This is a genomic window from Collinsella sp. CLA-ER-H11 (assembly GCF_040092445.1).
GTDB lineage: Bacteria > Actinomycetota > Coriobacteriia > Coriobacteriales > Coriobacteriaceae > Collinsella.
In genome coordinates, this window is sequence record NZ_JBBNLN010000005.1 from 114,917 (window position 1) to 141,062 (window position 26,146).

A 26,146-nucleotide genomic window follows, 5' to 3' on the forward strand; every position below is an offset into this window, starting at 1 on the left:
TGCACCAGAGCAAGGAGTGTCCCCGGGTGCCGGCAGAAAAGGAACGTCCCTAAGTACCGCATAAATACCGTTTATCGGAGAAAAAATACCGTTCGCCGGTCATAATGATTGTTCCGGCTTTGGGCTTGTCTATAATAACCCCCGTAAAAGAAATGCGGAAGGTTACCGAGTCCCCTCGGACGTGGGCCTAACCAAAGTCTTAGAACGGGTGTGTCTCAATGGGTGCATTCGATTGATTTTGGTTGGGCTATATTTATGAAGGGACATGTCACCATGGGTTTCTTTTCTCGCCTAATGGGTGGTTCGGATAAGCAGACGACTGCGGCTTCCGAGTTCGAAATCCTCGCTCCCGTTTCCGGCGAGCTTGTTAATCTAGAAAAAACCAATGACCCCGCTTTTAGCAGCCGTGCAGTGGGCGATGGCGTTGCCGTGGTTCCCCAAGAGGGAACGGTGTGCGCTCCTGTTTCCGGTACCGTCGCCGCTCTGTTTCCGACTGAGCACGCGCTGGGCATCATGTCCGATAACAGCTCTGCTCAGGTGATGCTGCATATCGGAATCGACACTGTTAAACTTGAGGGCAAGGGCTTCCATGCGCTTGTTGCCCAGGGTGATCACGTTGACGCGGGCCAGCCCCTCGTCGAGGTCGATTTCGACGTGGTTCGCGCTGCCGGCTTTGATCCCACGGTCTTCGTTATCGTGTGCGAGCGTTCGGAGAACTCGACTCTTCGTGAGCATGCTTCCGGCCCTGTTGCTGTTAAAGAGCCTGTCGTCTGGCTTTCCGAGTAAATTCTTGTGGTGGGTACCGTGGTTATCAAGCGAGTTTTTAACAACAACGTCGCAATGGTCACTTCGGACGATGGCTCCGAGCTCATCGTCATCGGTCGAGGCCTCTGCTTTGGCCGTCATGCCGGCGATGCCATCGACGAGGCGTCGATCGAAAAGACCTACGCGTTGCAGGAGGGAACTTCTCAGGACTCGCGTACGATTGACCGCTTGGCACATCTTTTGGAGTCCATCCCCACCGTCAACCTCGTGATTTCCGAGGAAATCGTTCAGATGCTTCGTCGAGAGCTCAATGCCGACATCAACGATAAGATTCTCATTGCTCTCGCAGACCATATCAGCCTTGCTTTGGAGCGCGAGCGCAAGGGCGTCCCCTGTGAGAATCCGTTGCTACTCGAGATCCAGCAGTTCTATCGCAAGGAGTACGCGCTTGCGGGCCGTGCGCTGCAGATTATCAAGGAGTATATGGGCATCCAGATGAGCGAAGAAGAGCAGGGTTTCATTACGCTGCATATCGTCAACGCCACCATGCCGCAACGCTCCGATCGTCTGATTGTTTCGGTCCAGCTTGTTCGCGACGTGCTCGCGATTGTTTCTGAGCGCTATGCTACGACCCTCGATGACACCTCGCTGCCTTACGAACGTTTCGTTCGTCACCTGCAGTTTTTCGCACAGCGAGCGCTCGATCCTACGGCCGGGCAAATCAACGGAGACGCGCTGTTCCGAATCGATGAAACGGCGTATCCGTGTGCATTCTCGTGCGCGGACGCCATAGCCGCTCACTTGTCGTCTATCTATAACGTTGTCGTTACCGATGCCGAAAAGAGTTATCTCGCATATCACATTGTTAACCTGCTTGGAGAACCTGGTCTCTAGGCATAACGTGCCCACACATCGATTGATATAAGGCAAGGCTCACGGTCTTGTCTAGGGCACATCTGTCTTAATTTGCGGAAAAGGAAGGGGAGTACCGCTATGACCGCAAAAAAGAAGTTCAATTTCAAAGCGCCGTTGGAGGTGTTCGCGAAGTCGATCGTCCAGCCGATGATGTATCTCTCGGTTGCCGGCATCCTGCTCATCGTGGGCATTATTCTGACCAACAAGACCATCTGCGCTTTGGTCCCCGTACTGGGCTCCGGTCCGTTCCAACTTGTGGGCGCCGTTGTCTATCAGTCGCTGATGTTTATCATCAACAACCTCTCGATTCTGTTCTGCGTGGGCATCGCCGGCGCCATGGCAAAGAAGAACAAGGGTCATGCTTCGCTGATCGCCCTGATGTCGTTCTTCCTGTTCCTGCAGGCTAACAACATCGTGCTCAACGCCACCGGCTCTCTTGCCGATGCGAGCGGCATGCTCGGTCTTACCGGAACCGGCCAGGCCACCGTTATGGGCATCCAGGTACTCGATACTGGCGTGTTTGGCGGCATCATTCTCGGTTGCATCACCGGTGCCGTGTTCAACAAGTACTCGAACAAGCAGTTCCCCATTGCCCTTTCGATGTTCTCGGGCGTTCGCTTCCCGTTCCTGATTATGATCATCATCTCCTGGATCATGGGCGCTGGCTTCTGCATCGTTTGGCCTCCGGTTCAGGGCGCCATCTCCTCCGTTGCCGGCATCATTAAGGAGTCGGGCAACATCGGTCTGTTTATCTACGGCATGCTCAACAAGCTGCTCGTTCCCACCGGTCTGCACCACCTCATCTACACCCCGTTCCAGTTCTCCGATGTGGGTGGCACCCTGACACTGGGCGATCAGGTTATCGCCGGCGCCTACCCCATCCGTGTCGCCGAGATGGCAATGACGGGCCAGCCCTTCTCCGATAGCACCTACTTCAACAGCTACACCTTCAACAACCTGTGGCCCTACATCGGTATCGGTCTCGCCTTTATCGTCACCGCTTACAAGGGGAACAAGGATAAGACCAAGGCCGTTATCATCCCGCTGATCATCACCGCCGTGCTCTCCTGTGTCACCGAGCCCATGGACTTCCTCTTTGTCTTTGCCGCTCCCGTGCTCTTTGTCGTTCACTCGGTTCTTTCCGGCATCTTCCTGGTCCTGCTCAAGGTCCTCTCCGTGCCCGCTTCGACTGCAGGCGGCATCATCAACATCGTGGTTTCCAACCTGGTCCTCGGTGTCGACAAGACCAACTGGCCGGTTATGCTGGTGCTTGGAGTCGTCAACGCCGCTCTGTACTTCTTCCTCTTCACCTTCCTTATTAAGAAGCTCAACCTCCACACGCCTGGTCGCGAGGAGGAGTCCGAGCTCGCCGAGTCCGTTGCCGAGGGCGAGGCCGCCGCGTCTGTCGCGGTGAAGCAGGGCGCTGTTGCCGCGGCTCCCGCAGAGGGCGTCGATGCAGGTATTGCCGACCTGGTCGCAGGTCTTGGTGGCAAGGACAACATCGAGGAGCTCGAGAACTGCTTTACGCGTCTCCGCGTGAACGTTAAGAACCCGGACCTCATCAATGAGGACCTCATCAACCACGTGCCCAACAGCGGCATCAACCGCAACGGCAATAATATCCAGATCATCTTTGGCATGAAGGTCGCCGAGATGCGCGACAAGGTCGAAAACGCAATTGAGAAGGAGCAGTAAACAATGATCATTACTCTGTGTGGTGGCGGATCCACCTTTACCCCCGGCATCGTCAAGTCCATCGCCCTGCGCAAGGACGAGCTCGACGTTGACGAGATTCGTCTGTACGACATCAACGAGGAGCGCCAGCGCAAGATCGGCGTGCTCGTGGACTGGATTTTGCACGAGGACCTCGGCCTGGACATCAAGCTCACGGTGACCACCGACAAAAAGACGGCTTTTACCGACGCGAGCTTCGTGTTTGCCCAGATGCGCGTGGGCGGCTACGCCATGCGCGAGCAGGACGAGAAGATTCCGCTGCGTCACGGCTGCGTGGGTCAGGAGACTTGCGGTTGCGGCGGCCTTGCCTACGGCATGCGCACCATCTTCCCCATGGTCGAGCTGATCGATGACGTTGAGAAGTACGCCAAGAAGGACTACTGGATTCTCAACTACTCCAACCCTGCCGCCATCGTCTCCGAGGGCTGCCGCGTGCTGCGTCCCAACGCTCGTATCATCAACATCTGCGACATGCCGATCGCGATCATCGACGTGGTTTGCGCCGCGCTCGATATCGACAAGAAGGATGTCGAGTACGATTACTTTGGCCTCAACCACTTTGGTTGGTTCACCTCGATCCGCCACAAGGGCGAGGAGGTGCTCCCGCAGCTGCGCGAGTACATCAAGGAGCATGAGATTCTGCTGCCCGACTCTTACCTCAAGGGCATGGGCTCGCTCATGGCAAAGAAGCCCGAGGAGGCCGTCGACGAGCACCCCGAGCAGAACCGCCACACCAAGGGCAGCTGGTACTACGTCTGGAAGGGCGAGTACGAGATCATGGAGTGCTTCCCGGAGTACCTGCCCAACACGTATCTGAACTACTACCTGCAGCAGAAGGAGTTCGTCGAGCACTCCAACCCCGAGCGCACCCGTGCTAACGAGGTTGAGGAGACGCGTGAGAAGAACCTCTTTGATGGTATCGACCATTACGAGAAGACGGGCGAGATCGACGAGAGCACGTTCTATGCGGGTAGCCACGGCGACTGGATTGCCGATCTGGCTATCGCTCTGAAGAACGACACCAAGCAGCGCTTCCTGGTCATTTGCGAGAACAAGGGCGCCATCCCCAACATGCCCTACGACGCTATGGTCGAGCTGCCTGCCTACATTGGCAAGAACGGCCCCGAGGTCATCAGCCGCGACAACATTCCGCTGTTCCAGCAGGGCCTCATGATGCAGCAGCTGAACTCCGAGAAGCTCATTGTCGAGGCTACGATCGAGGGTTCGTACGAGAAGGCGCTTAAGGCCTTTACGCTCAACAAGACCGTGCCGTCGATGAAGGTCGCCAAGGAGGTTCTCGACGACATGATCGAGGCCAACAAGGGTTACTGGCCCGAGCTTAAGTAAAAGCAACAGGGTCGCTGGCCGCATGCCTGAAGCAATGCCCCGCCCACGTGATTGCGTGGGCGGGGCATTGTCGTTTGGTAACGCGTTTTATCAAATATGGCATTTATCTGCGATAATGTTCATTTTCACCGCTGATGGTGACATTTCATACCGCCTGCCGAACTGCGTGGAGACCTAACAACTTTTTAGGTCAGTGTTGTGCGTGTAGCAATTTCGCCCGGCCTCGCCTCCGGGCTGCCATGTGAGAGGGGATCTTATGGCTCGACTGCACGTAATGGAACGCAGCCACGCTCAGGCCGTCATGGACGACCTGCACGATGCACTCGGACGTCGTCTGGCGGTGAGTTCACTCGCCCCGTGCCCCGTCGAGTTTACGGCGGCGCTCGTCAACCTGTGCTCCACCCAGAGCTGCGGCAAGTGCACGCCCTGCCGCGTGGGCCTGAGCGCGCTGAGCGACCTGCTCGCCGATGTGCTCGAGGGCCGCGCCGACGAGTCCACGCTCAACTTGATTGAGCGCACGGCCCGCACCATCTACCTTTCGAGCGACTGCGCCATCGGCTACGAAGCTGGCGCCATGGCACTCACGGCCATTCGCGGCTTCCGCGACGATTTTGAGCACCACATCCGCGAGCACTCCTGCGGCTTTGACCGCGAGGCTCGCGTCCCGTGTGTCTCGGGCTGCCCGGCGCACGTCGACATTCCTGGTTACATCTCGCTCGTCGAGGCAGGCCGTTATGCCGACGCCGTCAAGGTCATCCGCAAGAACAACCCACTGCCGCTCGTCTGCGGCTTGGTGTGCGAGCATCCCTGCGAGATGCACTGCCGCCGTGGCATGGTCGATGATCCCATGAACATTCTCGCCCTCAAGCGTTTTGCCGTTGAGCACAGTGACCTCAACGACCACAAGCCGCATGTAGTGGACAACACCGGCAAGCGCATCGCCGTGATCGGCGGCGGCCCGGCCGGCCTTTCCTGTGCCTACTACCTGGCCGTGATGGGCCACAAGGTGACCATTTTTGAGCAGCGCCACCACTTGGGCGGCATGCTGCGCTACGGCATCCCCAGCTATCGTCTGCCGCGCGAGCGCCTGCAGGCCGAGATCGATTGGATCTTGAGCGCCGGCATCGACGTTGAGCTCGATCACTCCGTCAACGGCGAGGAGCTTGTCCGCCTGCGCGACGAGTTCGATGCCGTCTATCTGGCCATTGGTGCCCATAGCGACAAGAAGCTCGGCCTTCCGGGCGAAGAGGCGCCCGGCGTGGAGTCGGCCGTCAAGATGCTGCGTGCCATTGGAGACGACGAACTGCCCGACCTGAGCGGCCAGCGCGTGTGCGTCATCGGCGGCGGCAACGTGGCCATGGACGTGGCGCGCTCTGCCGTGCGCTGCGGCGCCGAAAAGGTAAGCATCGTCTACCGCCGTCGCATCTGCGATATGACGGCTCAGGACGCCGAAATCGCCGGCGCCCAGGCCGAGGGTTGCGAGGTTCTGGAGCTTACGGCCCCGCTCGCTATCGAGACGGGCGAAGATGGTCGCGTGAGCGGCCTGCGCGTGCAACCGCAGATTATCGGCGAGCCCCGCCGCGGTCGTCCGGCTCCGCGTGCCGCCGCTACGCCCGAGCGCGTCATCCCCTGCGAGCGCGTGTTTGTCGCCATTGGCCAGGACATCGATTCCAAGCCGTTTGAGGACATGGGCATCGCCTGCAAGTGGGGTTGCGTGGTCACCGACTCGGACGGTGCCGTGCCCAACTTCGATGGCCTCTTTAGCGGCGGCGACTGCCAGACCGGCCCCGCCACCGTCATCCGTGCCATCAACGCCGGCCGCGTGGCTTCGGCAAACATCGACCGCTATCTGGGCTTCGACCACAAGATCAAGCTCGACGTGGAGCTGCCGACCGTTCAGTTTAAGGGCAAGCACGAGTGCGGCCGCTGCGAGCTGGGTGAGCGCGAGGCCGGCGAGCGTATTCACGATTGGAATCTGGTCGAGCAGGGCCTTACCGAGGAGGAGGCGCGCCAGGAGGCAAGCCGCTGCCTGCGTTGCGACCACTTTGGTTTTGGCGCGTTCCGCGGAGGGAGGAACCTGGAATGGTAGAGCTCAACAACCCCACTGTCAGCGATAACACCGAAAGCGGAGCACTCAATATGGTCAAGCTCACTATCGATAATTGCGAGGTCGTGGTGCCCGAGCACACCACGATCCTGGACGCGGCCAAGTCCGTCGGCATCCAGATTCCCACCCTGTGCTACCTGCGCGATCTGAACGAGATCGGCGGCTGCCGCGTGTGCGTGGTCGAGGTTGAGGGCTGCGACCAGCTGGTTGCCGCCTGCAACAACTACGTGCTCGATGGCATGGTGGTCCACACCAACAGCCCCAAGGCCCGCGAGGCGCGCCGCACCAACGTGCAGCTGCTGCTTTCGCAGCACGATTCACGCTGCACGAGCTGTGTGCGCAGCGGTAACTGCAACCTGCAGACCATTGCCAACGACCTGGGCATTTTCTATCTGCCGTATCAAAGGCATTTGGCGGGCGAGGGCTGGGATTTCGATTTCCCCATCATCCGCGAAAACGACAAGTGCATTAAATGCATGCGCTGCATCAAGGTGTGCGAGAGCGTACAGGGCCTAGGGATTTGGGACCTGACCAACCGCGCCACGCATACCGCCGTGGGCACCCGCGGGCGCGTGCCGATCGGCAAGACCGATTGCGTCGCGTGCGGCCAGTGCATCACGCATTGCCCGACGGGCGCGCTGCGCGAGCGCGACGACACCGAGACCGTGTTTGACGCGCTCGCTAATCCCGACAAGATCGTGCTGGTGCAGATCGCGCCGGCCGTGCGTAGTGCTTGGGGCGAGGAGCTCGGCATTCCGCGCGAGGAGGCAACCGTCGAGCGTCTGGCTTGCGCGCTGCGCCGCGTAGGCTTTGAGTATGTGTTCGATATCGATTTCTCGGCCGACCTCACCATTATGGAGGAGGGCTCCGAGCTGCTCGAGCGCCTGGGCGCCGCCGCTAAGGGTGAGGGCGACAGCCGCGGCTGGCCCATGTTTACGAGCTGCTGCCCGGGCTGGGTGCGCTTTGTGAAGGCACGTTACCCCGAGTTTGTCGACAGCCTGTCCACGTCAAAGTCGCCGCAGCAGATGTTCGGCGCTATCGCCAAGACCTACTACGCCAAGGTGCTGGGCGTGGAGCCCGAGCGTCTGTTCGTGGTGTCCGTTATGCCATGCACGGCCAAGAAGGCCGAGTGTGCGCTGCCGAGCATGATGGGCGAGGGCGGCGCGCCCGACGTGGACGTTGCGCTGACGGTGCGCGAGATGGTGCGCATGATCCGCGCGAGCCACGTGAGCGTTGACACGCTGGTCGAGGAGCCGCTCGATACGCCGTTGGGCTTTGGCACGGGCGCGGGTGTGATCTTTGGCGCCACGGGCGGCGTGATGGAGGCCGCCGTGCGCTCGGCATATTACCTGGTGACGGGCAAGAACCCGGATGCCGACTTCTTCACTGACGTGCGCGGACTCGAGGGCTGGAAGGAGGCCGTGGCCGATATCGACGGTACCAAGGTGCGCGTCGCCGTGGCGCACGGGCTGGGCAACGCCGCCCGTCTGCTCGACGCGATTCGCGACGGCCGTGTGAGATATGACTTTGTTGAGGTCATGGCGTGCCCGGGCGGCTGCGTCGGTGGCGGCGGTCAGCCCATCCACGACGGCTGCGAGCTGGCGGCTGAGCGTGGCCAGGTGCTGTGGAGCCTGGATGCGAAGGCGGACATTCGTTTCTCGCACGAGAATCCCGATGTCCAGGCGTGCTACCGCGAGTTCTTAGGCGAGCCGCTCTCGCCACTGGCCGAGGAGCTGCTGCATACCGACCATCACGCATGGACGATGCCTAACGAGGGGACATGCTAGCGATGCGCGCGTTTGATTTTGAGATGTCGCGCCGGGGGTTTGCCTCGGCGCTCGCCGCGGGCGCCCTGTCACTTGCGCTCGCGGGCTGTGGCGGCGGGGCTGCCGGTGCCGGGTCCGCCGCGGGCTCGGTTGCCACGGACGGCGCCGGTGCTGCCGCAGAGCCGGTCGAGGTGCACGTCGCCTCGCTCAAGGGTCCGACGTCGATCGGTCTGGTGCAGTTTATGGACCAGGCAGCCGATGGCGAGACGGACAATGAGTTCGACTTTGCGATCAACACTGCCGCCGACGAGATTGTGCCCAAGGTCATTCAGGGCGATATCGATATCGCCCTGGTGCCCGCCAACGTGGCGAGCGTGCTCTACAACAAGACCGAGGGCGCGGTGCAGGTCATCGACATCAACACGCTGGGCGTGCTGAACGTGGTGACGGGCGACGCGAGTGTGGCCTCGTTTGGCGATCTGGCGGGCCATACCGTCTATATGACGGGCAAGGGCACCACGCCGGAGTACGTCATGAACTACCTGCTGGAGCGCGCGGGCTTGGCCGGTCAGGTGGCGCTCGAGTTTAAGAGCGAGCCTACCGAGGTGCTCTCGGCTCTGCTTGCCGACCCGACTGCCGTGGGCGTGCTACCCGAGCCGTTCAAGACGGCGGCCATCGCCAAGAGCGAGGGCAAGCTGTCGGCACCGGTGAGCCTGACCGATGTGTGGGACGAGCTGGCAGGAGACACGGGCTCGCGCTTGCTGACGGGTGTGACCGTGGTGCGCCGTGCCTTTGCCGAGGAGCATCCCGAGGCCGTGGCGGAATTCCTGAGCTGCCATGTTGCGAGCGTTGAGGCCGTGAACGCGGCGCCGGCGGACTGGGCGCAGGCCGTGGTCGATGCGGGCATCGTGGATAACGCCACGATTGCCGAAAAGGCGATTCCCGGGTGCATGCTTGTCTGCCAGACAGGGAAGGATATGAAGGCCGCGCTCGGTGGGTACCTGAAGGTGCTGGCCGATGCGGACGCGAGCGCCGTGGGCAGCAAGCTCCCGGCTGATGATTTCTACTACATGGAGTAACCCGTGCGTGCGTTTGCTCGACAAATGATAGAGCGTATGAAGGCGGTGGCGGCAGCAGGTGCCGTTGCCGCCTTTTGGCTTGCCGTGTGGGTCTTCGTGGCGGCGCTGGTGGCACAGCCGCTGATTTTGCCGGGTCCGGGTGCTGTTGTGGTGGCGTTGCTGCGGCTGGTATGCGATGCCGGCACGTGGGCGATTCTGGCGGGCTCGGGTGCGCGGATTCTAGGCGGTTTGGCGCTTGCCGCGGTGTGCGGTGGTTTGCTGGCCGGAATTTCGTCGCGCTCGCGGGCGTTTGCCCGCTTGGTGGCTCCGGCGCTTTCGTTTGTTAAGGCGACGCCGGTTGCCTGCGTGGTGGTCCTGCTGCTCATTTGGCTGGGGTCGGCGCGCGTAAGCATTGCGGCGGTCTTTTTGATGGCGCTGCCGGGAGTGTATTTTTCGCTGGTCGAGGGTTTGGCACAGGTTGATCAGCCGCTGGAGCAGATGTTTCGTCTGCATGGCGTGCAGGGTTGGCGTCTGTTTTGCGCCCATACCTGGCGCGAGGTCCTGCCGTTTGTGCTTTCGTGTGCGCGTGCCGTGATCGGCATGAGCTGGAAGGCCGGCGTGGCGGCGGAGCTCATCGGCATGGCGACGGGCACCGTGGGCGAACGCATCTATCAGGCGAAGCTTTTGATCGAGACGGCGGACCTGCTGGCGTGGACCGTGCTGGTCGTGGCGGCATCGTGGGCATGCGAGCGCGTGCTGGTGTGGTTGCTGCGGGCTTCGGGGCCCGTGGCGTGGCGTACTGCCGTGCGGGCGCATGGGCGCGGTGGCCGCGGGCGTGCGTGCGGCTCTGCTGGCGGCGGGGCTGCTGCGGAGCTTGCGCTCGCCGTGGGCGACCGGGCGCCCTGGTCGCCGGCGCTCGACGGACTGGTGCTTCATGTGCCCGCCGGTGGACGCACCTGTGTGATGGGCGCTTCGGGCGTGGGCAAGTCGACGTTGCTTGCGCTGGTGGCGGGGGAGTGCGCACCGTGCTCCATGGTGTTTCAGGATGTGCGCCTGGTCGAGGACGCCTCTGCTTTGGATAACGTGCTGGTGTGCGCCGATGCACGCGTGAATACCTCGAGTGCCGCTGCCTTGTTGCGCCTGCTGGTACCGGGGATCGATGTGCATGCCCGCGTGGCCGAGCTCTCGGGCGGGCAGCGCCGTCGTGTCGAGATTGCCCGAGCCCTGCTGTGTCCGGGCGGCGCAGTGATTCTGGACGAGCCCTTTACCGGTCTAGACATCGCTGCGCGCGACGCATGCACCGAGGTCGTGCTCGACTTGCTCGACGGCCGTATGCTGTTGCTTGCCACGCACGATTCCGCTGACGCTCGGGCCCTCAATATCTCGGACATCATCACGCTCTAAAGACTTACTCAGCAACAAATTGATCCGTTTTTTCTCCGTCCCCATGGGGTCGGGTATGGTATTCTATCTACGGGGTAATACTTAGGAATACCAAGTAATACCAACGCCGTAGAACAAACTCAAGATGCGGGCCAATCGGGTTGCCTTCACAGCCCGTCGCCCAGCCGCGTGGCCCGCATCCATCCGCACCACCGTCGTTTCAAAAAGGAAGCGCCATGGCAGAACACATGACCCCGGTTGTCGCGAAGGTCTTGCCCGAGGAAAAGGCGGCCTTCGCGGCGGCAACCCAGCTCGTGGGCACTACGCCGTCCAACGCCATCCGCATGTTTATCGCCGCCTTCAATCGCTGCGGCACCTTCCCGTTCGACATCTCGCCGAGCGGGGCTTTTGGTAAAGAGTGTCCCCAACAGCTAGTCGTTGAAGAACGTCCCCAATGACTAGTCGTCGGGAGGAGGTTGGCATGCTCAATGCGATGATTTGGGCGCTTGCCTGTTTTGGCGTCGTCGCTGCCGATATTGCCCTGAGCGTCGTTTTGTTTTCCGCCCTTGGTGTCGCGTCGGTGTTCATGGGCTTTTCGATTGACGACCTCGATATTCAATTGCTTCAGGCTGCCGCGCAGATGGCGTCGTTTTTGATGGCACTGCTGTGGTGGCGTTATCTGTGGCCGCGCTCGTTTATGGCGCGCTGGCAGGGCGAGCGCCCGCTTGGCGGGGGAGCAGGCAAAGCATGGAGGCGCATCGCCTGCGTTATCGTGATCGGCCTTGCCCTGCAGGTGGTCGTTGGCTACGTGACCGACGCTGTGCTGTCGCTGTTGCCCGAGGCGGCGGCCGATTACAGCGAACTTGTCGAGGAGACGGGCATGGGCGAAACGAGCTATCTGGCCGTCCTGACCACGGTGATCGGCGCTCCGTTTTGCGAGGAGCTGCTGGTGCGCGGTATCATTTTTGAGTTTTCGCTCCGAGCATTTAACCCGCAGTGCCGTCCGCTCTGGAAGCGCCGGCGTCGTGCGAGCGCGCAGGGCGGCGCCATGGTGCCCTGGGCGGCCCCAAGCACGTGGGGTATCGCAGCGGCGATTGTACTGCAGGCGGCAATCTTCGGTTTTATGCACATGAATTGGGTACAGGGTTGCTACGCGGGTGCCGCCGGCCTCATCTTCGGTTGGGTGCTCGTGACCACCGGAAAGCTCCGCTACACGATCCTGCTGCACTTTGCCTTTAATGCCGGGTCGTATCTCATGGGGCTGCCGTGGTTTGTGAATACGCCGCTCGACGTTGTGGTCACGGTTGGCATCGCCGGCTTTGTGCTGGTAGAGGCGATGCGGTCGCTCAAACTGACGTGCCAGACGGATCGTCCCTGCCAGCAAGCGTGATTCCCCTAAGGAAAACACGGCTAGGCGTGTCTGAGCGTGTTCCCCCTAGGGAAATCACGACTGGAGACAGCCCAAGCGTGTTTCCCCTAGGGAAAACACGCTTGGGCGATGAGGAGACGCCGACTGGCCAAGAGGCACCGGCCGGCCCTCGCCACGCTAGTTGTGGCGTCCGCCGCCGTTGGCGCCCTGACGTCCCTGGGCCGCGCGGTTGCGTCCGGCAGTGTTCTGCGCGCGCGACATGCCACCGTGGCCCTTGCTGCCTTTGGGTCCCTTGCCGGCGGCGCCACCGTGGGCCTTGCCGCCCTTCTTGCCGGTGCCATGGCCACCGCCAGCAGACGTCTCGCCCGGACGCGGGGGCACGGGACGAATCAGGCAATGCTTGGTGTAGCCGATCAAATCGCGGCGGCCGGCCTTTTCCAGCGCCTCGCGCACCAGCTTGTAGTTCTCGGGCTTGCGATACTGGATGAGCGCGCGCTGCATGGCTTTCTCGTGCGGGTCGCGCGCCACATAGATCGGCTCCATGGTGCGCGGATCCACGCCGGTGTAGTACATGCACGTCGACATGGTGGACGGCGTGGGGTAGAAGTCCTGCACCTGCTCGGGCATGTAGCCCATGTCTCTCACGGCCTCGGCAAGGTCCACAGCTTCCTTCATCGTTGAGCCGGGATGGCTCGAGATTAGGTACGGCACTACGTACTGCTTGAGTCCGTATTCGCGGTTCAAGCGTTCAAATTTACGGCAGAATGCGTCGTAGACGGCGCGGCTCGGCTTGCCCATCACAGACAGCACGGCGTCGCTCACGTGCTCGGGCGCTACGCGCAGCTGGCCCGAGACGTGATGCTCCAGCAGCTCGCGCAAAAACTCGTCCGAGGCATCGGCCATGGTGTAGTCAAAACGGATGCCGCTGCGGACGAAGACCTTCTTGACGCCCGGTAGCTGGCGCAGGTCGCGCAGCAACTGCGTGTAGCCGCTCTCGTCGACCACCATGTTCTTGCATACGCTCGGCCACAGGCAGCGCTTGTTCTTGCACACACCGTGCTTGAGCTGCTTGTCGCAGGCAGGGCGGCTAAAGTTGGCCGTCGGTCCGCCCACGTCGTTGATGTATCCCTTAAACTCGGGGTCGTGCGTGAGCAGCTCGGCCTCGCGCATGATCGAGTCGTGGCTGCGCATCTGCAGCACGCGACCCTGGTGGAAGGTGAGGGCGCAAAACGAGCACTCGCCAAAGCACCCGCGGTTAGAGCTGATTGAAAACTTGATCTCGGCAAAGGCCGGCACGCCGCCTGCCGCGTCGTAGTCGGGATGCCAATCGCGTGCGTAGGGGAGCTCTGCCACCTCGTCCATCTCGTCGGTGGTGAGTGTCGTCGACGGCGGGTTTTGCACCACATAGACGCTGTTGGGATAGGGCTCTACCAGGCGATGGCCGGTGATGGGGTCCATATTCTGCTGCTGCACGTTAAAGCTGCGCGCGTAGTTGAGCTTGTCGGCGGCAAGATCGTCCCAGCTGGGCAGCAGGTCGTAGTCGTAGACCTCGTCGAGCGAGTTGGTGCGGTAGACGGTGCCGTTGATATAGGTAATCTGGTCGACGGGCAGTCCCGCGTCGAGCGCGTCGGCGATCTCGACAATCGCGTGCTCGCCCATGCCGTAGATGAGGATGTCGGCGCCCGAGTCGAGCAGCACCGAGCGCTTGAGCTTGTCCTGCCAGTAGTCGTAGTGGGCCAGGCGACGCAGGCTTGCCTCGATGCCACCGATAATGATGGGGGCGTCCTTAAACGTCTGGCGGATGAGGTTGCCGTAGACCGTGACGGCGCGATTGGGACGGCGCCCCTCTTCGCCACCGGGGGTATAGGCGTCGGTGTGGCGGCGATGCTTGGTCACCGAATAGTGGTTGACCATAGAGTCCATGTTGCCGGCACTGACGAGAAAGCCTAGGCGCGGCTCGCCGAGCACGGTGATGCTGGCGGGGTCGGTCCAGTCGGGTTGGCAGATGATGCCCACTTTGTAGCCGTGCGCGTCGAGGACGCGGCTGATGATGGCCATGCCAAAGCTGGGATGGTCCACGTAGGCGTCGCCGCAGATGTAGACAAAGTCGCACTGGTCCCAGCCGCGTGCATCCATGTCGGCTCGACTGACGGGGAGGAATTTATCGCGGCCCGGGCGCCAGGGGCGGGCGGGCGCTGCCGGGGTATGAGCGGCGTGGCCGCCCTGGGCCTTGCCGCCACGCTTTTGCTGCTGGCCCTGTTTGCCCTGCTGACTGCGCTGGTTGTTCTGAGCGTGCTGAGGCTTTTTTGCCACGATCCCTCCCGGTGTTTGTATGCTGCACGTAATTGTAACCAGTCTTTTTGGGGCGGGGCTAAAAAGACTGGGGGAGTACATGAGCTGGTGAGTGAGAGCGTCGCTGAGCCAGTCGTTTGTTTCCAGACTGTGTATCTGCGCGTTGGAGAACCCGTCTCGCGCGCACGCCATGTTGTCAATGGGTTACAGTATGAACGGCGGTTATGTTTCCGCCAACGCACGAGAGGGTCGTCAACAAGGAGGATGCACGACGATGCAGCGTGCCAAACAGATATCGGAGTCCATCGAACTGGGCATTATCCTGGCGCTCGCCGGTGGCTTTATGGATGTGTATTCGTACATTGGGCGCGACCATGTTTTCGCCAACGCGCAGACGGGCAACATCCTGCTTGTGGGCGTGAGCATTTCGGAGGGCAATTGGGTGCTGGCGGGACGCTATTTCTTCCCCGTGGTGTCGTTTGCCGTGGGCATTATGCTTGCCGACCTGGTGCACGAGCGGTTTGGCAGCGTGATCCACTGGCGTCAGGTGACGGTGTTCTTTGAAGCCGTCATCTTGCTGGGCGTGAGCTTTATCCCCGGTGGCGGTTACAACCTGCTCGCCAACTGCCTTACCTCGTTTGCCTGCGGCATGCAGGTCGAGAGCTTCCGCAAGATCCACGGTCACGGCATCGCTACGACCATGTGCATCGGCAACTTGCGCAACGCGCTGCAAAACGTGGACGATTACATCATCACCCACAGGCGCGGCTTTTTGGAAAACGGCCTGCTGTACTTTGGCGTGATCTTTACCTTTGTGTTTGGCGCCGTGTTGGGCAACTGGTGTATTGAGCGCATGGGCCTGCACGCCATCGTCGTGGCGAGCTTGCTGCTGTTTGTCGCGTTTGCCATCATGTTCATCGACCGCGAGCGCGACTTGCGCTTACGCTGGAAGGTTGCGGCCGAGGCTTGGAAAGAGGGCTGCCGAAAGTAACCGAATGCGGCAAAGGGGCTGTCCCTTCGCCGCATTATTTTTCATCATCTGTTGAAACGCTTTAAATAGTTTGACGTTCTCACGCGTTTTTTGTTTCAAAAGCGTTAGGATGGGACTCATAGCGTGGGGCGTAATGGATGCCCCGCACACGATGGGAGGCTATCAATGGCTAATCGTTTCGTTCTCAATACCATCTCTTATCATGGTTCCGGCGCCATCAAGGAGATCCCCGGCGAGCTCCAGCGTCGCGGCTACAAGAAGATCTTCGTCTGCTCCGACCCCGATCTGGTCAAGTTTGGCGTTACCGCTAAGGTGACCGACGAGCTCGACGCCGCCGGCATCGCTTGGAGCCTCTACTCCGAGATCAAGCCCAACCCCACGATTCAGAACGTCAAGGACGGCGTCGAGGCCTTCAAGGCCGCCGAGGCTGACGCTATCGTGACCATCGGTGGCGGCTCCTCCATGGACACCGCCAAGGCCATCGGCATCATCATCAACAACCCCGAGTTCGCCGATGTCCGCAGCCTCGAGGGCGTTGCTCCCACTAAGAACCACGCCGTGTTCACCATCGCCGTGCCGACGACCGCCGGTACCGCTGCCGAGGTGACCATCAACTACGTCATCACCGACCCCGAGAAGGTCCGCAAGTTCGTGTGCGTCGACACCAACGACGCCCCCGAGGTCGCCGTCGTCGACCCCGACATGATGGCTTCCATGCCCGCCGGCCTGACCGCCTCCACCGGCATGGACGCTCTGACCCACGCCATCGAGGGCTATACCACCAAGGGCGCTTGGGAGCTCTCCGACATGTTCCACTTTGAGGCCATCAAGCTGATCAGCGAGAACCTACGCGACTCCGTTGCCGAGGCCAAGTCCGGCCAGCCCGGCTCCGGCCGCGAGGGCATGGCCCTTGGCCAGTATGTCGCCGGCATGGGCTTCTCCAATGTTGGCCTGGGCATCGACCACGCCATGGCTCACACCCTGTCCGCTCACTACGACACCCCGCACGGCGTCGCTTGCGCCATGCTGCTGCCGATCGCCATGGAGTTCAACAAGCCGGTTTGCGCCGAGCGTCTGGCCAAGGTTGCCGTCGCCATGGGCGTTGACACCACGGGCATGAGCACCGACGAGGCTGCCGACGCCGCTATCGCCGCCGTCAAGCAGCTTTCCGCCGACGTGAATATCCCGCACGTCTGCGAGGCCATGAAGGCTGACGAGATCGAGGTCCTGGCCAAGGACGCCATGGCCGACGCTTGTTTCCCGGGTAACCCGCGCGAGGCGACGCTCGACGACGTCATCGAGCTCTTCAAGAAGATCTGCCCGGTTGCCTAACCCAGTTTGGTGGTCCTTCGCCCGTAGGCGTATGGTCTTTTGACTTGCCGCTGGCCCCGCCGTGCTACGCATGGCGGGGCTTTTTGTGCTGCGTCGATGCCCTGAGACGGGCAAAACCAAGGTGTACTGCCCGCTACGGATAGGTGGTGCACTTCCCAGCGTGCATTTTTGGGAGTATTCAGCAAGCTCTTAAAAATGCATAACGTTTTGAATGGCCCGTAGTGGCCCGCAGGCGCCCATCGACAGCCATTGCGGGTGGGCTATCGATGAGTGGAGGGGGTTGTTACTGAGTTTCTGCTTTGCGACGACCCGCAACACTGCTGTAACCGCGTCGTTTTGTCGTTCGCGATGGGGTCGTTGGGGCCCACGATGCTGAATACTCCGTTTTTTGCACGGCCCAAGGTGGGGTACCCTGAGACGAAGCAAAAAGATTCCTCATTTCTATGCAGATACCGATAGGATTTATGCAAGATTGGGATCGTAAGCCGTGCTCGTGCGCAAAATCGGCGCGAGGACGTCTGGAGGTGGCTCGGCTCCCAGAGCCTTGCGCGTGCAGAACGGTTAAAATCGGGACTCGGTCTTAGTTTTGCTTGGAAGGATGCACATGGCTTCTGTAATCGATGCTTCTCTAGAGGAGACGCTCTCCTATATCGCGGGACAGCTTAAGACGCTGACTTCTATTGCTTCGCCGACGGGCTATACCCGTGCGGCGACTGATTATCTGATGGAGACGCTGCGCGATATGGGGTTTGGGCCTGAGCGTTCTAATAAGGGTAACGTGCTCGTTGAACTTGGTGGCGAGGGTGAGCCGCTCGTACTGGCGAGCCATGTCGATACCCTGGGCGCCATGGTGCGCTCCATTAAGGACAATGGCCGCCTGCGTCCCACGACGCTTGGTGGGCACCAGTGGTCTACGGCCGATGGCGAGAACTGCACTGTCTACACGCGTGACGGCAATGTGTACACGGGCGTGGTTCTCAATACCGAGCCTTCGGCGCACGTTGCCGACGAGCCGGTCAAGACCGTCGAGAAGAACATGGAGATCCTGCTCGACGAGAACGTCGACAGCAAGGACGATGTGCTCGAGCTGGGTATTCAGACCGGCGACATCATCGCTATGGATCCGCGTACCACGGTGACGGAGAGCGGCTACATTAAGAGCCGCTTCCTGGATGACAAGCTTTCGGCCGCCATTTTGCTGGGCTTGGCGCGTGCCGTCGCCGCTGGTGAGGTGACGCTTTCGCGTAAGGTTTCGCTGCTCTTTACCGTGTACGAGGAGGTGGGCCACGGCGGCGCCTTCGTGCCGGCCGACACGCGCGAGATGATCAGCGTTGACATGGGCTGCGTGGGCGACGACCTAGGCTGCACCGAGCACATGGTGTCGATCTGCGCCAAGGATTCGGGCGGTCCGTACAACTACGACCTGGTGACCACGCTGTCCAATATCGCGCGCGAGCTTGAGCTCGATTACGCTATCGACGTGTACCCGCATTACGGCTCGGACGTTGAGGCCACGCTTTCCGCCGGCTACGACATCCGTCACGGCCTGATCGGCCCCGGCGTGTACGCGAGCCACAACTACGAGCGCAGCCACATGGACGGCGTGCGCAACACCTACGAGCTCGTCCGCGCCTACGTACAGCGCTAACGATGCAGCGGCCTCGGCTGATACGGCAGTACCGACCGAGGCCGTCCTCTCTAAGTCGCGGTGAAATAGGGACTGTTTGGCGGTTTTAAACGCTTAAACAGTCCCTATTTCACCGCGACTTATGAAGGGGATGGGGCTACTTAAGTGCGCCGGTCACCGTGCCGCCGCCGAGGACGATGTCGCCGTGGTAGACTACAACGGCCTGGCCGGGGGCGATGGCTCGCTGCGGCTCGTCAAAAGTCAGCAGCATTTGCCCGTCTTCGCCGCGCGTAAGGGTCGCTGCTTGGTCTTTCTGACGGTAACGGTACTTGGCGCCCACGCGAATGCCGCCGGCATCGAGTTCTGCCTCCATGCGGTCGGCAGGGGCGCTCCAGATCCAGTCGTCGGCCGTGAGTGCTGTGGCCGTTAGGTCCTCGGCCTCGCCCAGATGCACGGTGTTGTTGGCGGCATCGACGCCCGTCACATACACGGGATGCGCCATCGCGACGCCCAAGCCCTTGCGCTGGCCGATGGTATAGCGCAACGCGCCGTTATGGCGTCCGACCACGCTGCCGTCGCGCCACACAATGTCGCCCGGTGCAGCGGGATGTCCGCAGCGGCGCTCGATATAGCCCGCGTAGTCGCCGTCTGGAATAAAGCAGATGTCCTCGCTTTCGGCCTTTTGGGCGTTGGTAAAGCCCTGCTCGGCGGCTATGCGGCGCACGTTGCGCTCTTTGTCTAGGCCCGCCAGCGGAAAGATCGTGTGCGCCAGGCGCTCCTGCGTAAGCGAATACAAAAAGTAGCTCTGGTCCTTTTTGGAATCTTCGCCGCGATGTAGCTGCCAGGTGCCGTCTGCCGCCTGGCTTGTTTTGGCGTAATGTCCCGTTGCGATGTAGTCGCAGCCCATGTCCAGCGCCGCATCGAGCAGCGCGCCAAACTTAATGTGGCGGTTGCAGATAATGCACGGGTTGGGCGTCAGTCCCTCCTGGTAGGCGTTCACAAAGCGCTCGATAACGTTGCGGTCGAACGTCTGCTGCAGGTCGAGCACATGATGGGGGATCCCCAGACGCTCGGCGACGGCCTTTGCGTCGGCGATGTCGCGGTCGACCTTACTCATGCCCGTGATGGGATCGGGTGCGGGGCAGGTGAGGCGCATGGTGGCGCCGACGCATTCGTAGCCCTGGCTTTTGAGCAGGTACGCGGTCACGCTGGAATCGACGCCGCCGCTCATGGCGACGAGCACGCGCTTGTTGTGCATGGGGAGGTTCTCCTTGGTGGCATGTGGCCAAAAAAGAAAAGCGGCGCGGGAGGCTGGTTCCGCGCCGCAGACATTGTAGCAAGTTCGGACGTCTCGTGGGACACCCTAACGAGATGAGCTCAGGCCGCCAGAAGAGAGGGTAGACCGGCGTGCCTTGGGCCTATCGACAAGTGACGGGCCCTTAGTCCTGGAACAGTGCCGTGGACAGGTAGCGCTCGCCGGTGTCGGCAAGCAGGGCCACGATGGTCTTACCCTCGTTCTCGGGACGCTTGGCCAGTTGCAGTGCGGCCCACACGGCGGCACCGGACGAAATGCCCACGAGCACGCCCTCCTTGTGGCCCACGGCGCGGCCGGTGGCAAAGGCGTCGTCGTTCTCGACGGGGATGATCTCGTCGTAGACCTGGGTGTCGAGGACGTCGGGCACAAAGCCGGCGCCGATGCCCTGGATCTTGTGCGGACCAGCCTGGCCCTTAGAGAGCACCGGGGAGGTGGCGGGCTCGACGGCGACGACCTTAATCTCGGGGTTCTGCTCCTTGAGGAACTCGCCCACGCCGGTCACGGTACCACCGGTGCCAACGCCGGCGACGAAGATGTCGACCTGACCGTCGGTGTCGTCCCAGATCTCGGGGCCGGTCGTGGTCTTGTGAATGGCCGGGTTGGCGGGATTCACAAACTGGCCGGCGATGATGCTGTTGGGAGTCTCCTTCTGCAGCTCCTCGGCCTTGGCGATAGCGCCCTTCATGCCCTTGGAGCCGTCGGTGAGCACGAGCTGCGCACCGTATGCCTGCATCAGCTTGCGGCGCTCGACGGACATGGTCTCGGGCATGGTGATGATCACCTTGTAGCCGCGAGCCGCCGCCACCGAGGCGATGCCGACGCCGGTGTTGCCGCTCGTGGGCTCGATGATGGTGTAGTCGCCGCCGCGCACGAGCTTGCCTGCCTTCTCGGCCTCGTCAATCATGTTCTTGGCGACGCGGTCTTTAACGGATCCGGCGGGGTTGAAGTATTCCAGTTTGACGAGCACGCGAGCCTTGAGGTCCTCGTCGCCCTCAAAGTGGGTGAGCTCCAGAAGCGGGGTGTGGCCGATAAGCTGATCGATGGACGTGTAAACCTTGCTCATGGTGAACCTCCAAAGTGTTCAAATGACTGGATACCGTGTGGTTTTACGGTGTGTGTAGCAGCGAAACCCACAAACCTTATGGGTTGTTCGTTTTGCTGTTGGCAAGCATAGTAGACAGTAAAGCCTAGTAACGCAATAGGAAATAGAAGATTATTACGAGTCGATTAACCATCTTGACCGGAACGGGTATTTTCAAAACCAATATTTCGGCTAGAATTTCTACGGACTAAATGACCGAAAGGCAGCACTATACATGTTGGTTTCTACTAAGGGCAGATATGCCCTGCGCGTTATGGTCGATCTGGCCGAGCACCAGGCAGCCGGTCGCATCCCACTCAAAGAGATCGCGGCGCGACAGGGGATTTCCGAGAAATATCTCGAGAACATTTTGGCTACGCTCGTGCGCGCCAATATGCTCTCGGGCATGCGCGGCAAAGGCGGCGGCTACGTGCTCACGCGCCCGCCCGAGCAGTACACGGTGGGCGAGATCTTGCGCCTGACCGAGGGCAGCCTGGCGCCGGTCGCATGCCTGGACGGCGACTGCAAGGGCTGTTCGCGTTCGGATGAGTGCCCCACACTCGACGTGTGGAAGAACCTGGACAAGCTCATCAATGACTACCTCGACGGCGTGACGCTCGATGCGCTCGTCGCCCCCAACGAGGGCTACGACTACGTAATCTAGCCCCACCTGCCATTTGGGGACGGGGCAGAAATGGTAGATTTTCTTGCCCTCTGAGGCTTGGCAAATGACAAGGCCGCCCATCGTTGCGATGGACGGCCTTCTTTTGGCGTGTTGTGGCGGTCCGAATCCGGTCGTTCTAGTTTCTGGCGATGCTATCGAGAATGCTGCGCATGATGGATACCAGGATGCTGCCCATAAAGGCCGATCCAAAGCCGGCAATGGAGATGCCCGCGCCCAGCAGATTGACCGACAGGTAGCTGGCCAGCTCGAGCATAAAGCTGTTGACTACGAGCTGAAAAATACCAAGCGTGATAATAGTGAGCGGTAGCGAGATGACCGTCAGGAACGGCTTGACGAGCGAGTCGACGATGTTGAGGAACAGTCCCACGAAGGCAAAACACACCCAGGCGTCGGCCACGCCGAAGGGCTGAATGCCGGGGACGAGAAACGTTGCGATCGCGATGGCGATTGAGGTCAAAAGCCAGTTGAGTAAAAAGCGCATGGTGGGAATCCTTTCTTGCGCATGGCGTGGTGAGGGGCACACACCTTTGCAACTCGGATAGATGCACGGACACGGCCCTGTTTGGGCACCCATTGTTCCAGATATTCGTGGAGCTTGCGTGCGCATTCGGTTTCAAAACGGCGTTCGTCCTAAAAAACGCGCCGCTGGCAGAGAGTCTTGTCGCTTTAGTTTGGTGGTGTGCTAAACTGCTACGGGCAAAAGCCACAGGCGTTGCCCTATTGCATATTACGGGTGAACGATGCCCGATGTCAGTATCAACTTCGATGCCTTTTGGCGGGTTTGGCGGTGATCGATGAATATCGAGAACATGTTTGACAAGCCTGATGTCAAGCAGCTGGTCCACGCATTTAGCCTTTTGGACGACGAGAAAGATATCCAAGCGTTTTTGACCGATATCTGCACGCCGCGTGAGATTTGCGATCTATCGCAGCGTCTGCAAGTCGCGCGTTACCTGGACGAGGGCGAGCCCTATGTCGAGGTTCAGGCGCGTACCGGCGCTTCGTCCACCACGGTGAGCCGTGTATCCAAGGCGCTCAACGGCGAGTACGGTGGCTACCGCAAGATCCTCATTAAACTGGAGGATGGCGAGTAGGCCAGCGACAACATTGAATTACGAAGAACCGTCCCTCCGGGGGCGGTTTTTATATGCCTGCAATCGGCTGGTGCGTTGGGTTCAGGTTGCTTTGTACCAAAAGATGGAACTGCGGTGGCAATGTGTCCGCTTGGGCGGGTAGGATGGATGCATTGATTATTGCGAACGGTTTGAGCGGAGGACCATGCCTGTTCGAATCTATACCACCAATGCCGGCACGGATTTGAGCGATGCCGAGTCGGCGCTGCTTGCCGACCTTGTTGCCCGTCACGGGCGTGCCGTGTTGCTGGCACCAACGTTTGCCGAGCTCGACCTGTGCCGTCATGATGCGGCGGAAGCCGGCATTTCGCTGGGTATCGACTACAAGACACCCGCATCGTGGCTTCGCTCGCTTTGGGAGCTTTTGGGCGACGGGCGCGGTTTCGTCGACAACCTGCAACGTCAGATGCTGTTTTCGGATATGATTGCCCGCCGCGACGATGCCGACCTGCAGCCGCTTTCGCGTAGCCAGGGCACGGTGCGCATGCTCGCGCGCATGGCCCGCGATGTGCTGCCGGGTGTGGCGGGGACGACGGCCGAGCGATGCGGTGGCAACAATTGCCAGCCTGAGCCAAAAAGCGATGCCGAGGCTCGTGTGTTTGAGCTTTTGCGTGCCTACGCGGGCGGTTTGGACCGTCGAGATATGGTCGAGCCCTGCGAGGCAGCCGACATTATGGCCGGTGCCCTGGCCGATAGCCTGCCGGCGTGCGCCCGCGCCGTATGCGTGCGCGGTACCACGTCGTTTACGCACGGTCTACTCGAGCTGCTGTCTGCCGTGGCGAACAATGGGGGAGAGGTCGTCGTGCTGCTTGCCCGCGAGCAGGCGGCGATGCGCGAGGAGCTTGCCACGGCATTTGATGCCCGCGGTGTGCTGTTTGAGATCGCGCCGCTGGGGGAGGACGCCGTCGCGTCTGATGTCGCTTGCGGGGCCGCCGCTCAGCCTGCCTTTATTGAGGTCGCCGGCCCCCATGCCCGTGCTCATGTCTATGCGGACGCCATCGATAAGTTGGTGAAAGCGCACAAGGAGTCCAAGGCCGATAAAGCTACTGCAACGCCCGCCGACCCCGTGCGCGTGCTCGTCGTTTCTGCCCGGGCACCCCAGCTGTTCGGCGAGCTCGCCGCCCGTTTGGCGGCGCGTCACATTGCGGCCGAGACGACTGAGTTCACGGCGTTTTCCCAGTCCATCGCGGGCAGGCAGTTTACGGCGCTCGCCAACCTGATCGAGCGTATGAAAGCCGCCGACGAGGGCACCGCTTCCAAGACTGAGTGGTGGCCCGCGCCGGAGCTTACCGACTGGATTTACAGTCCGCTTTCGGGCGCTGATGCCGTCAATGCCCGTACCTTCGATAAGAATATGCGTCTCTCGCGCAGCAAGACTACCGCGGGCGTCAAGAGCCTGCTGCAGAGCGTTCAGGGCCAGGTGAGGGGCGCGCGCAAGGCGACGAGCGACGATAACTGGTTTAAGAACGTACCGTGTGTGGTCTCGGACGTGTTCCAGGCGCTGTGGCGTGACAAGCCCGTGACGGCGCTTAAGGCCATGCTTGCCGTTGCCGAGGCGTTGCCCGATCGCGCTCTAGGCGGCCTTGACGGCCAGGCCCGTCGCCAGGCAGAGACGGCTTTGCTGCGCCATGCCATCGACATCCTTATGAACGATGCTCGCGCGCTCGACGTGTCGCAGGCCGCGACCGTGCCGGTTCTCGACGGCGTTCGAACCAAGGTGGACAAGCGCAGTGCCGCCTACGATTACGAGACCTATGAGGTCGATCGCACACCACGAGCACAAGTGCGCTTCGCGTCGCTTGCCGATGCGTCGGTTCTTCGCCCTGGCAGCTACGATGCCGTGCTGTTTGCCGATGTCGACCTGGGCAGCTATCCGCTTTCGCACGAAGAGGGCCCGCTTGCCACGTTGACAGCCGAGCTGCGCCGCGACGGCGTGTCTTTGGAGCCCGCTGCCCTGCTGCGCGTGCGCTTTGGCCGTGCGATGCAGGCGGCGAGCGGTCCGGTCGCGCTCGCCCGTGTGACGCACGATCGCCAGGCACGCGAGTGCTACCCGGCAGCCGTATGGACCGAGCTGTGGGCACATGCCGAGGCCGCTGGCGCTGCCAAGCCCATGCGCGTGGGCGAGGGCGATATCATCGCCGACTTTGATCCCGCGGCAGGTGAAGGCCTCAAGCGCGAGCGCGTGACCTGTGAAGCCCCTCAGCATCTGAGTGCCGAGGCCGTGCCGTATTTGGTCCTGCGCCGTCGCGATGGCGAGGGTGAGGACGCGCCGCTCGTGCCGCGTCTGACGTCCGCCTCGCAGATCGAGGCCTATTCGACCTGCCCGCTATGCTGGTTCGTCTCGTACCGCGTGAAGCCCCAGTCGATCGACGCGGGCTTTGGCAACATGGAAAAGGGCAACTTTGTCCACGACGTGCTGGAGCATCTGCACGCCCGTCTGCCCCAGGAAGGCATGGAGCGCGTGACGCCCGAGAACCTGCCGCGCGCTCAGGAGCTGCTGCGCGAGGTCTTTGACGAGACATTGGCCGAGCATGCCTCCAAGCGTGGCAACGAGGGTCCGCTCGTGCCGCTCTCTCCGGTAGAGGAGCGCCAGGTGGCCGAGATTCTGCCGCAGCTGGAGGGTGTGCTTGCCTATGAAGCCGAGGCGCTGACCCCTTTTGCTCCACGCTACCTGGAGTTTGCCTTTAACGATCTTAAAGTCGAGTATGCCGGTTGGCCGCTCGGCGGGCGTATCGACCGCGTGGATGTGGATGCCGAGAATCGCGCCGTGGTAATCGACTACAAGCATCGTTCGGGCGTCGAGGAGTTTAAGCTCGCCGACCCCACGGTGCGCGACGAGGAGTCGGGCGAGGCTCCCATCGACGATCCGCGCTGGCTGCCGACGCATACCCAAACGCTCATCTACGCGCAGGCCATGCGCCGGGCGCTGGATCTGGATACCCGCGCGGCGCTCTATTTTTCGACCAAGGGTGGCAAACCGGCGCTGCGAGGCGCCGCGAGTGCCGAGCTGCTCGAGGAGGAGCGTGGTGACGGCCGCATCCCGGGGCTTAAGAAGGGCTTTCCCGGTGAGGGCGGCAACATGGACTTCGATGCACTGCTCGATCGCGTGGAGGCCGGCATCGCCGAGCGCTTGCGCGAACTCGAGGCGGGCAACGTCGCTGCTGTCGACCCGGCGTCGACAAAGGCCGCGCATGGCCGCTGCTCGTATAACCACGAAGGTACGTTTGTAAGGAGGGGCGTGTAGAC

The 26,146-nt window shown here is 61.3% G+C and carries 19 protein-coding genes and 1 pseudogene; 16 read left to right on the plus strand and 4 right to left on the minus strand.

What is annotated here, in order from left to right; genetic code table 11:
- The first annotated feature begins 273 nt into the window (after positions 1–273).
- The 10 genes from AAAX35_RS05385 to AAAX35_RS05430 all read left to right on the plus strand — a co-directional run bounded on the left by AAAX35_RS05385 (position 274) and on the right by AAAX35_RS05430 (position 12,465).
- Entirely contained in the window at positions 274–786 is a 513-nt protein-coding gene (locus tag AAAX35_RS05385; protein WP_158556878.1) for a PTS glucose transporter subunit IIA, read from the plus strand.
- 18 nt (positions 787–804) lie between these two features.
- Positions 805–1,659, plus strand: coding sequence for a PRD domain-containing protein (locus AAAX35_RS05390; RefSeq protein WP_117848435.1), 855 nt, complete (start codon positions 805–807; stop codon positions 1,657–1,659).
- A gap of 99 nt (positions 1,660–1,758) precedes the next feature.
- On the plus strand, positions 1,759–3,375 hold the full coding sequence (locus AAAX35_RS05395; protein WP_117769497.1) for a PTS transporter subunit EIIC: 1,617 nt from the start codon (positions 1,759–1,761) through the stop codon (positions 3,373–3,375).
- Between the two features lie 3 nt (positions 3,376–3,378).
- Positions 3,379–4,761, plus strand: coding sequence for a 6-phospho-alpha-glucosidase (locus AAAX35_RS05400; RefSeq protein ID WP_117769499.1), 1,383 nt, complete (start codon positions 3,379–3,381; stop codon positions 4,759–4,761).
- A gap of 256 nt (positions 4,762–5,017) precedes the next feature.
- Positions 5,018–6,850, plus strand: a complete 1,833-nt coding sequence (locus AAAX35_RS05405; RefSeq protein WP_117769501.1) for an NAD(P)-binding protein — start codon at positions 5,018–5,020, stop codon at positions 6,848–6,850.
- Between the two features lie 50 nt (positions 6,851–6,900).
- Positions 6,901–8,655 carry a [FeFe] hydrogenase, group A gene (locus tag AAAX35_RS05410; RefSeq protein ID WP_349116991.1) on the plus strand — a complete coding sequence of 585 codons (1,755 nt, stop codon included), beginning with the start codon at positions 6,901–6,903 and terminating at the stop codon, positions 8,653–8,655.
- Positions 8,649–9,713 (plus strand): ABC transporter substrate-binding protein, encoded by a 1,065-nt coding sequence (locus AAAX35_RS05415; protein ID WP_233506189.1) that lies wholly within the window; start codon positions 8,649–8,651, stop codon positions 9,711–9,713. The genes AAAX35_RS05410 and AAAX35_RS05415 overlap by 7 nt, the downstream gene beginning before the upstream one ends.
- Positions 9,714–9,749: 36 nt before the next feature.
- Entirely contained in the window at positions 9,750–11,096 is a 1,347-nt protein-coding gene (locus AAAX35_RS05420) for an ATP-binding cassette domain-containing protein (protein ID WP_199411336.1), read from the plus strand.
- A gap of 215 nt (positions 11,097–11,311) precedes the next feature.
- Complete coding sequence (locus tag AAAX35_RS05425; protein ID WP_022093947.1) at positions 11,312–11,533, plus strand: hypothetical protein; 222 nt, start codon at positions 11,312–11,314, stop codon at positions 11,531–11,533.
- Positions 11,534–11,556: 23 nt separating this feature from the next.
- On the plus strand, positions 11,557–12,465 hold the full coding sequence (locus AAAX35_RS05430) for a type II CAAX endopeptidase family protein (RefSeq protein WP_158556879.1): 909 nt from the start codon (positions 11,557–11,559) through the stop codon (positions 12,463–12,465).
- A 156-nt stretch (positions 12,466–12,621) separates the two neighbouring features.
- Here the strand turns inward: AAAX35_RS05430 and AAAX35_RS05435 are convergent, their stop codons facing one another.
- Positions 12,622–14,757 (minus strand): YgiQ family radical SAM protein, encoded by a 2,136-nt coding sequence (locus AAAX35_RS05435; protein WP_233504580.1) that lies wholly within the window; start codon positions 14,755–14,757, stop codon positions 12,622–12,624.
- A gap of 253 nt (positions 14,758–15,010) precedes the next feature.
- On the opposite strand from AAAX35_RS05435, the gene AAAX35_RS05440 reads away from it, so the two are divergent.
- From AAAX35_RS05440 to AAAX35_RS05450, 3 genes are all read left to right on the plus strand, one after another.
- Positions 15,011–15,727, plus strand: coding sequence for a YoaK family protein (locus tag AAAX35_RS05440; RefSeq protein ID WP_117769509.1), 717 nt, complete (start codon positions 15,011–15,013; stop codon positions 15,725–15,727).
- Between the two features lie 165 nt (positions 15,728–15,892).
- Positions 15,893–17,059 carry a lactaldehyde reductase gene (fucO, locus tag AAAX35_RS05445; RefSeq protein WP_117769511.1) on the plus strand — a complete coding sequence of 389 codons (1,167 nt, stop codon included), beginning with the start codon at positions 15,893–15,895 and terminating at the stop codon, positions 17,057–17,059.
- A gap of 604 nt (positions 17,060–17,663) precedes the next feature.
- Positions 17,664–18,707 (plus strand): M42 family metallopeptidase, encoded by a 1,044-nt coding sequence (locus AAAX35_RS05450; RefSeq protein ID WP_117769513.1) that lies wholly within the window; start codon positions 17,664–17,666, stop codon positions 18,705–18,707.
- Positions 18,708–18,843: 136 nt separating this feature from the next.
- On the opposite strand, the pseudogene mnmA reads toward AAAX35_RS05450, so the two are convergent.
- Together mnmA and cysK are read right to left on the minus strand one after the other, a co-directional pair.
- A pseudogene (gene mnmA, locus AAAX35_RS05455) lies at positions 18,844–19,947 on the minus strand (tRNA 2-thiouridine(34) synthase MnmA); the annotation flags it as partial.
- A 178-nt stretch (positions 19,948–20,125) separates the two neighbouring features.
- The gene (cysK, locus tag AAAX35_RS05460) at positions 20,126–21,064 is read right to left on the minus strand and encodes a cysteine synthase A (RefSeq protein WP_117769517.1); all 939 of its coding nucleotides are present in this window, start codon (positions 21,062–21,064) and stop codon (positions 20,126–20,128) included.
- Between the two features lie 253 nt (positions 21,065–21,317).
- On the opposite strand from cysK, the gene AAAX35_RS05465 reads away from it, so the two are divergent.
- Entirely contained in the window at positions 21,318–21,746 is a 429-nt protein-coding gene (locus AAAX35_RS05465) for an Rrf2 family transcriptional regulator (protein ID WP_055250949.1), read from the plus strand.
- A gap of 136 nt (positions 21,747–21,882) precedes the next feature.
- On the opposite strand, the gene AAAX35_RS05470 is transcribed toward AAAX35_RS05465, so the two are convergent.
- A complete protein-coding gene (locus AAAX35_RS05470) occupies positions 21,883–22,248 on the minus strand; it encodes a phage holin family protein (protein WP_349116976.1) in 366 nt (121 codons plus the stop codon).
- Between the two features lie 313 nt (positions 22,249–22,561).
- Between AAAX35_RS05470 and AAAX35_RS05475 the strand changes: the two genes are divergently transcribed.
- Positions 22,562–22,861, plus strand: a complete 300-nt coding sequence (locus AAAX35_RS05475) for a YerC/YecD family TrpR-related protein (RefSeq protein ID WP_022094855.1) — start codon at positions 22,562–22,564, stop codon at positions 22,859–22,861.
- Between the two features lie 184 nt (positions 22,862–23,045).
- Positions 23,046–26,144 (plus strand): PD-(D/E)XK nuclease family protein, encoded by a 3,099-nt coding sequence (locus AAAX35_RS05480; protein WP_349116977.1) that lies wholly within the window; start codon positions 23,046–23,048, stop codon positions 26,142–26,144.
- The last annotated feature ends 2 nt before the right edge of the window (positions 26,145–26,146 follow it).

Excerpts from the sequence above, each read along its gene's own strand:
- AAAX35_RS05410 (WP_349116991.1), top strand. The coding sequence starts at position 6,901 with ATGGTCAAGCTCACTATCGATAATTGCGAGGTCGTGGTGCCCGAGCAC.
- AAAX35_RS05440 (WP_117769509.1), top strand. The coding sequence starts at position 15,011 with ATGCAGCGTGCCAAACAGATATCGGAGTCCATCGAACTGGGCATTATC.
- AAAX35_RS05480 (WP_349116977.1), top strand. The coding sequence starts at position 23,046 with ATGCCTGTTCGAATCTATACCACCAATGCCGGCACGGATTTGAGCGAT.
- AAAX35_RS05450 (WP_117769513.1), top strand. The coding sequence starts at position 17,664 with ATGGCTTCTGTAATCGATGCTTCTCTAGAGGAGACGCTCTCCTATATC.
- AAAX35_RS05415 (WP_233506189.1), top strand. The coding sequence starts at position 8,649 with ATGCTAGCGATGCGCGCGTTTGATTTTGAGATGTCGCGCCGGGGGTTT.
- AAAX35_RS05430 (WP_158556879.1), top strand. The coding sequence starts at position 11,557 with ATGCTCAATGCGATGATTTGGGCGCTTGCCTGTTTTGGCGTCGTCGCT.
- AAAX35_RS05425 (WP_022093947.1), top strand. The coding sequence starts at position 11,312 with ATGGCAGAACACATGACCCCGGTTGTCGCGAAGGTCTTGCCCGAGGAA.
- AAAX35_RS05385 (WP_158556878.1), top strand. The coding sequence starts at position 274 with ATGGGTTTCTTTTCTCGCCTAATGGGTGGTTCGGATAAGCAGACGACT.
- fucO (WP_117769511.1), top strand. The coding sequence starts at position 15,893 with ATGGCTAATCGTTTCGTTCTCAATACCATCTCTTATCATGGTTCCGGC.
- AAAX35_RS05465 (WP_055250949.1), top strand. The coding sequence starts at position 21,318 with ATGTTGGTTTCTACTAAGGGCAGATATGCCCTGCGCGTTATGGTCGAT.
- AAAX35_RS05395 (WP_117769497.1), top strand. The coding sequence starts at position 1,759 with ATGACCGCAAAAAAGAAGTTCAATTTCAAAGCGCCGTTGGAGGTGTTC.
- AAAX35_RS05420 (WP_199411336.1), top strand. The coding sequence starts at position 9,750 with ATGAAGGCGGTGGCGGCAGCAGGTGCCGTTGCCGCCTTTTGGCTTGCC.
- AAAX35_RS05475 (WP_022094855.1), top strand. The coding sequence starts at position 22,562 with ATGAATATCGAGAACATGTTTGACAAGCCTGATGTCAAGCAGCTGGTC.
- AAAX35_RS05470 (WP_349116976.1), bottom strand. The coding sequence starts at position 22,248 with ATGCGCTTTTTACTCAACTGGCTTTTGACCTCAATCGCCATCGCGATC.
- AAAX35_RS05405 (WP_117769501.1), top strand. The coding sequence starts at position 5,018 with ATGGCTCGACTGCACGTAATGGAACGCAGCCACGCTCAGGCCGTCATG.
- AAAX35_RS05400 (WP_117769499.1), top strand. The coding sequence starts at position 3,379 with ATGATCATTACTCTGTGTGGTGGCGGATCCACCTTTACCCCCGGCATC.
- cysK (WP_117769517.1), bottom strand. The coding sequence starts at position 21,064 with ATGAGCAAGGTTTACACGTCCATCGATCAGCTTATCGGCCACACCCCG.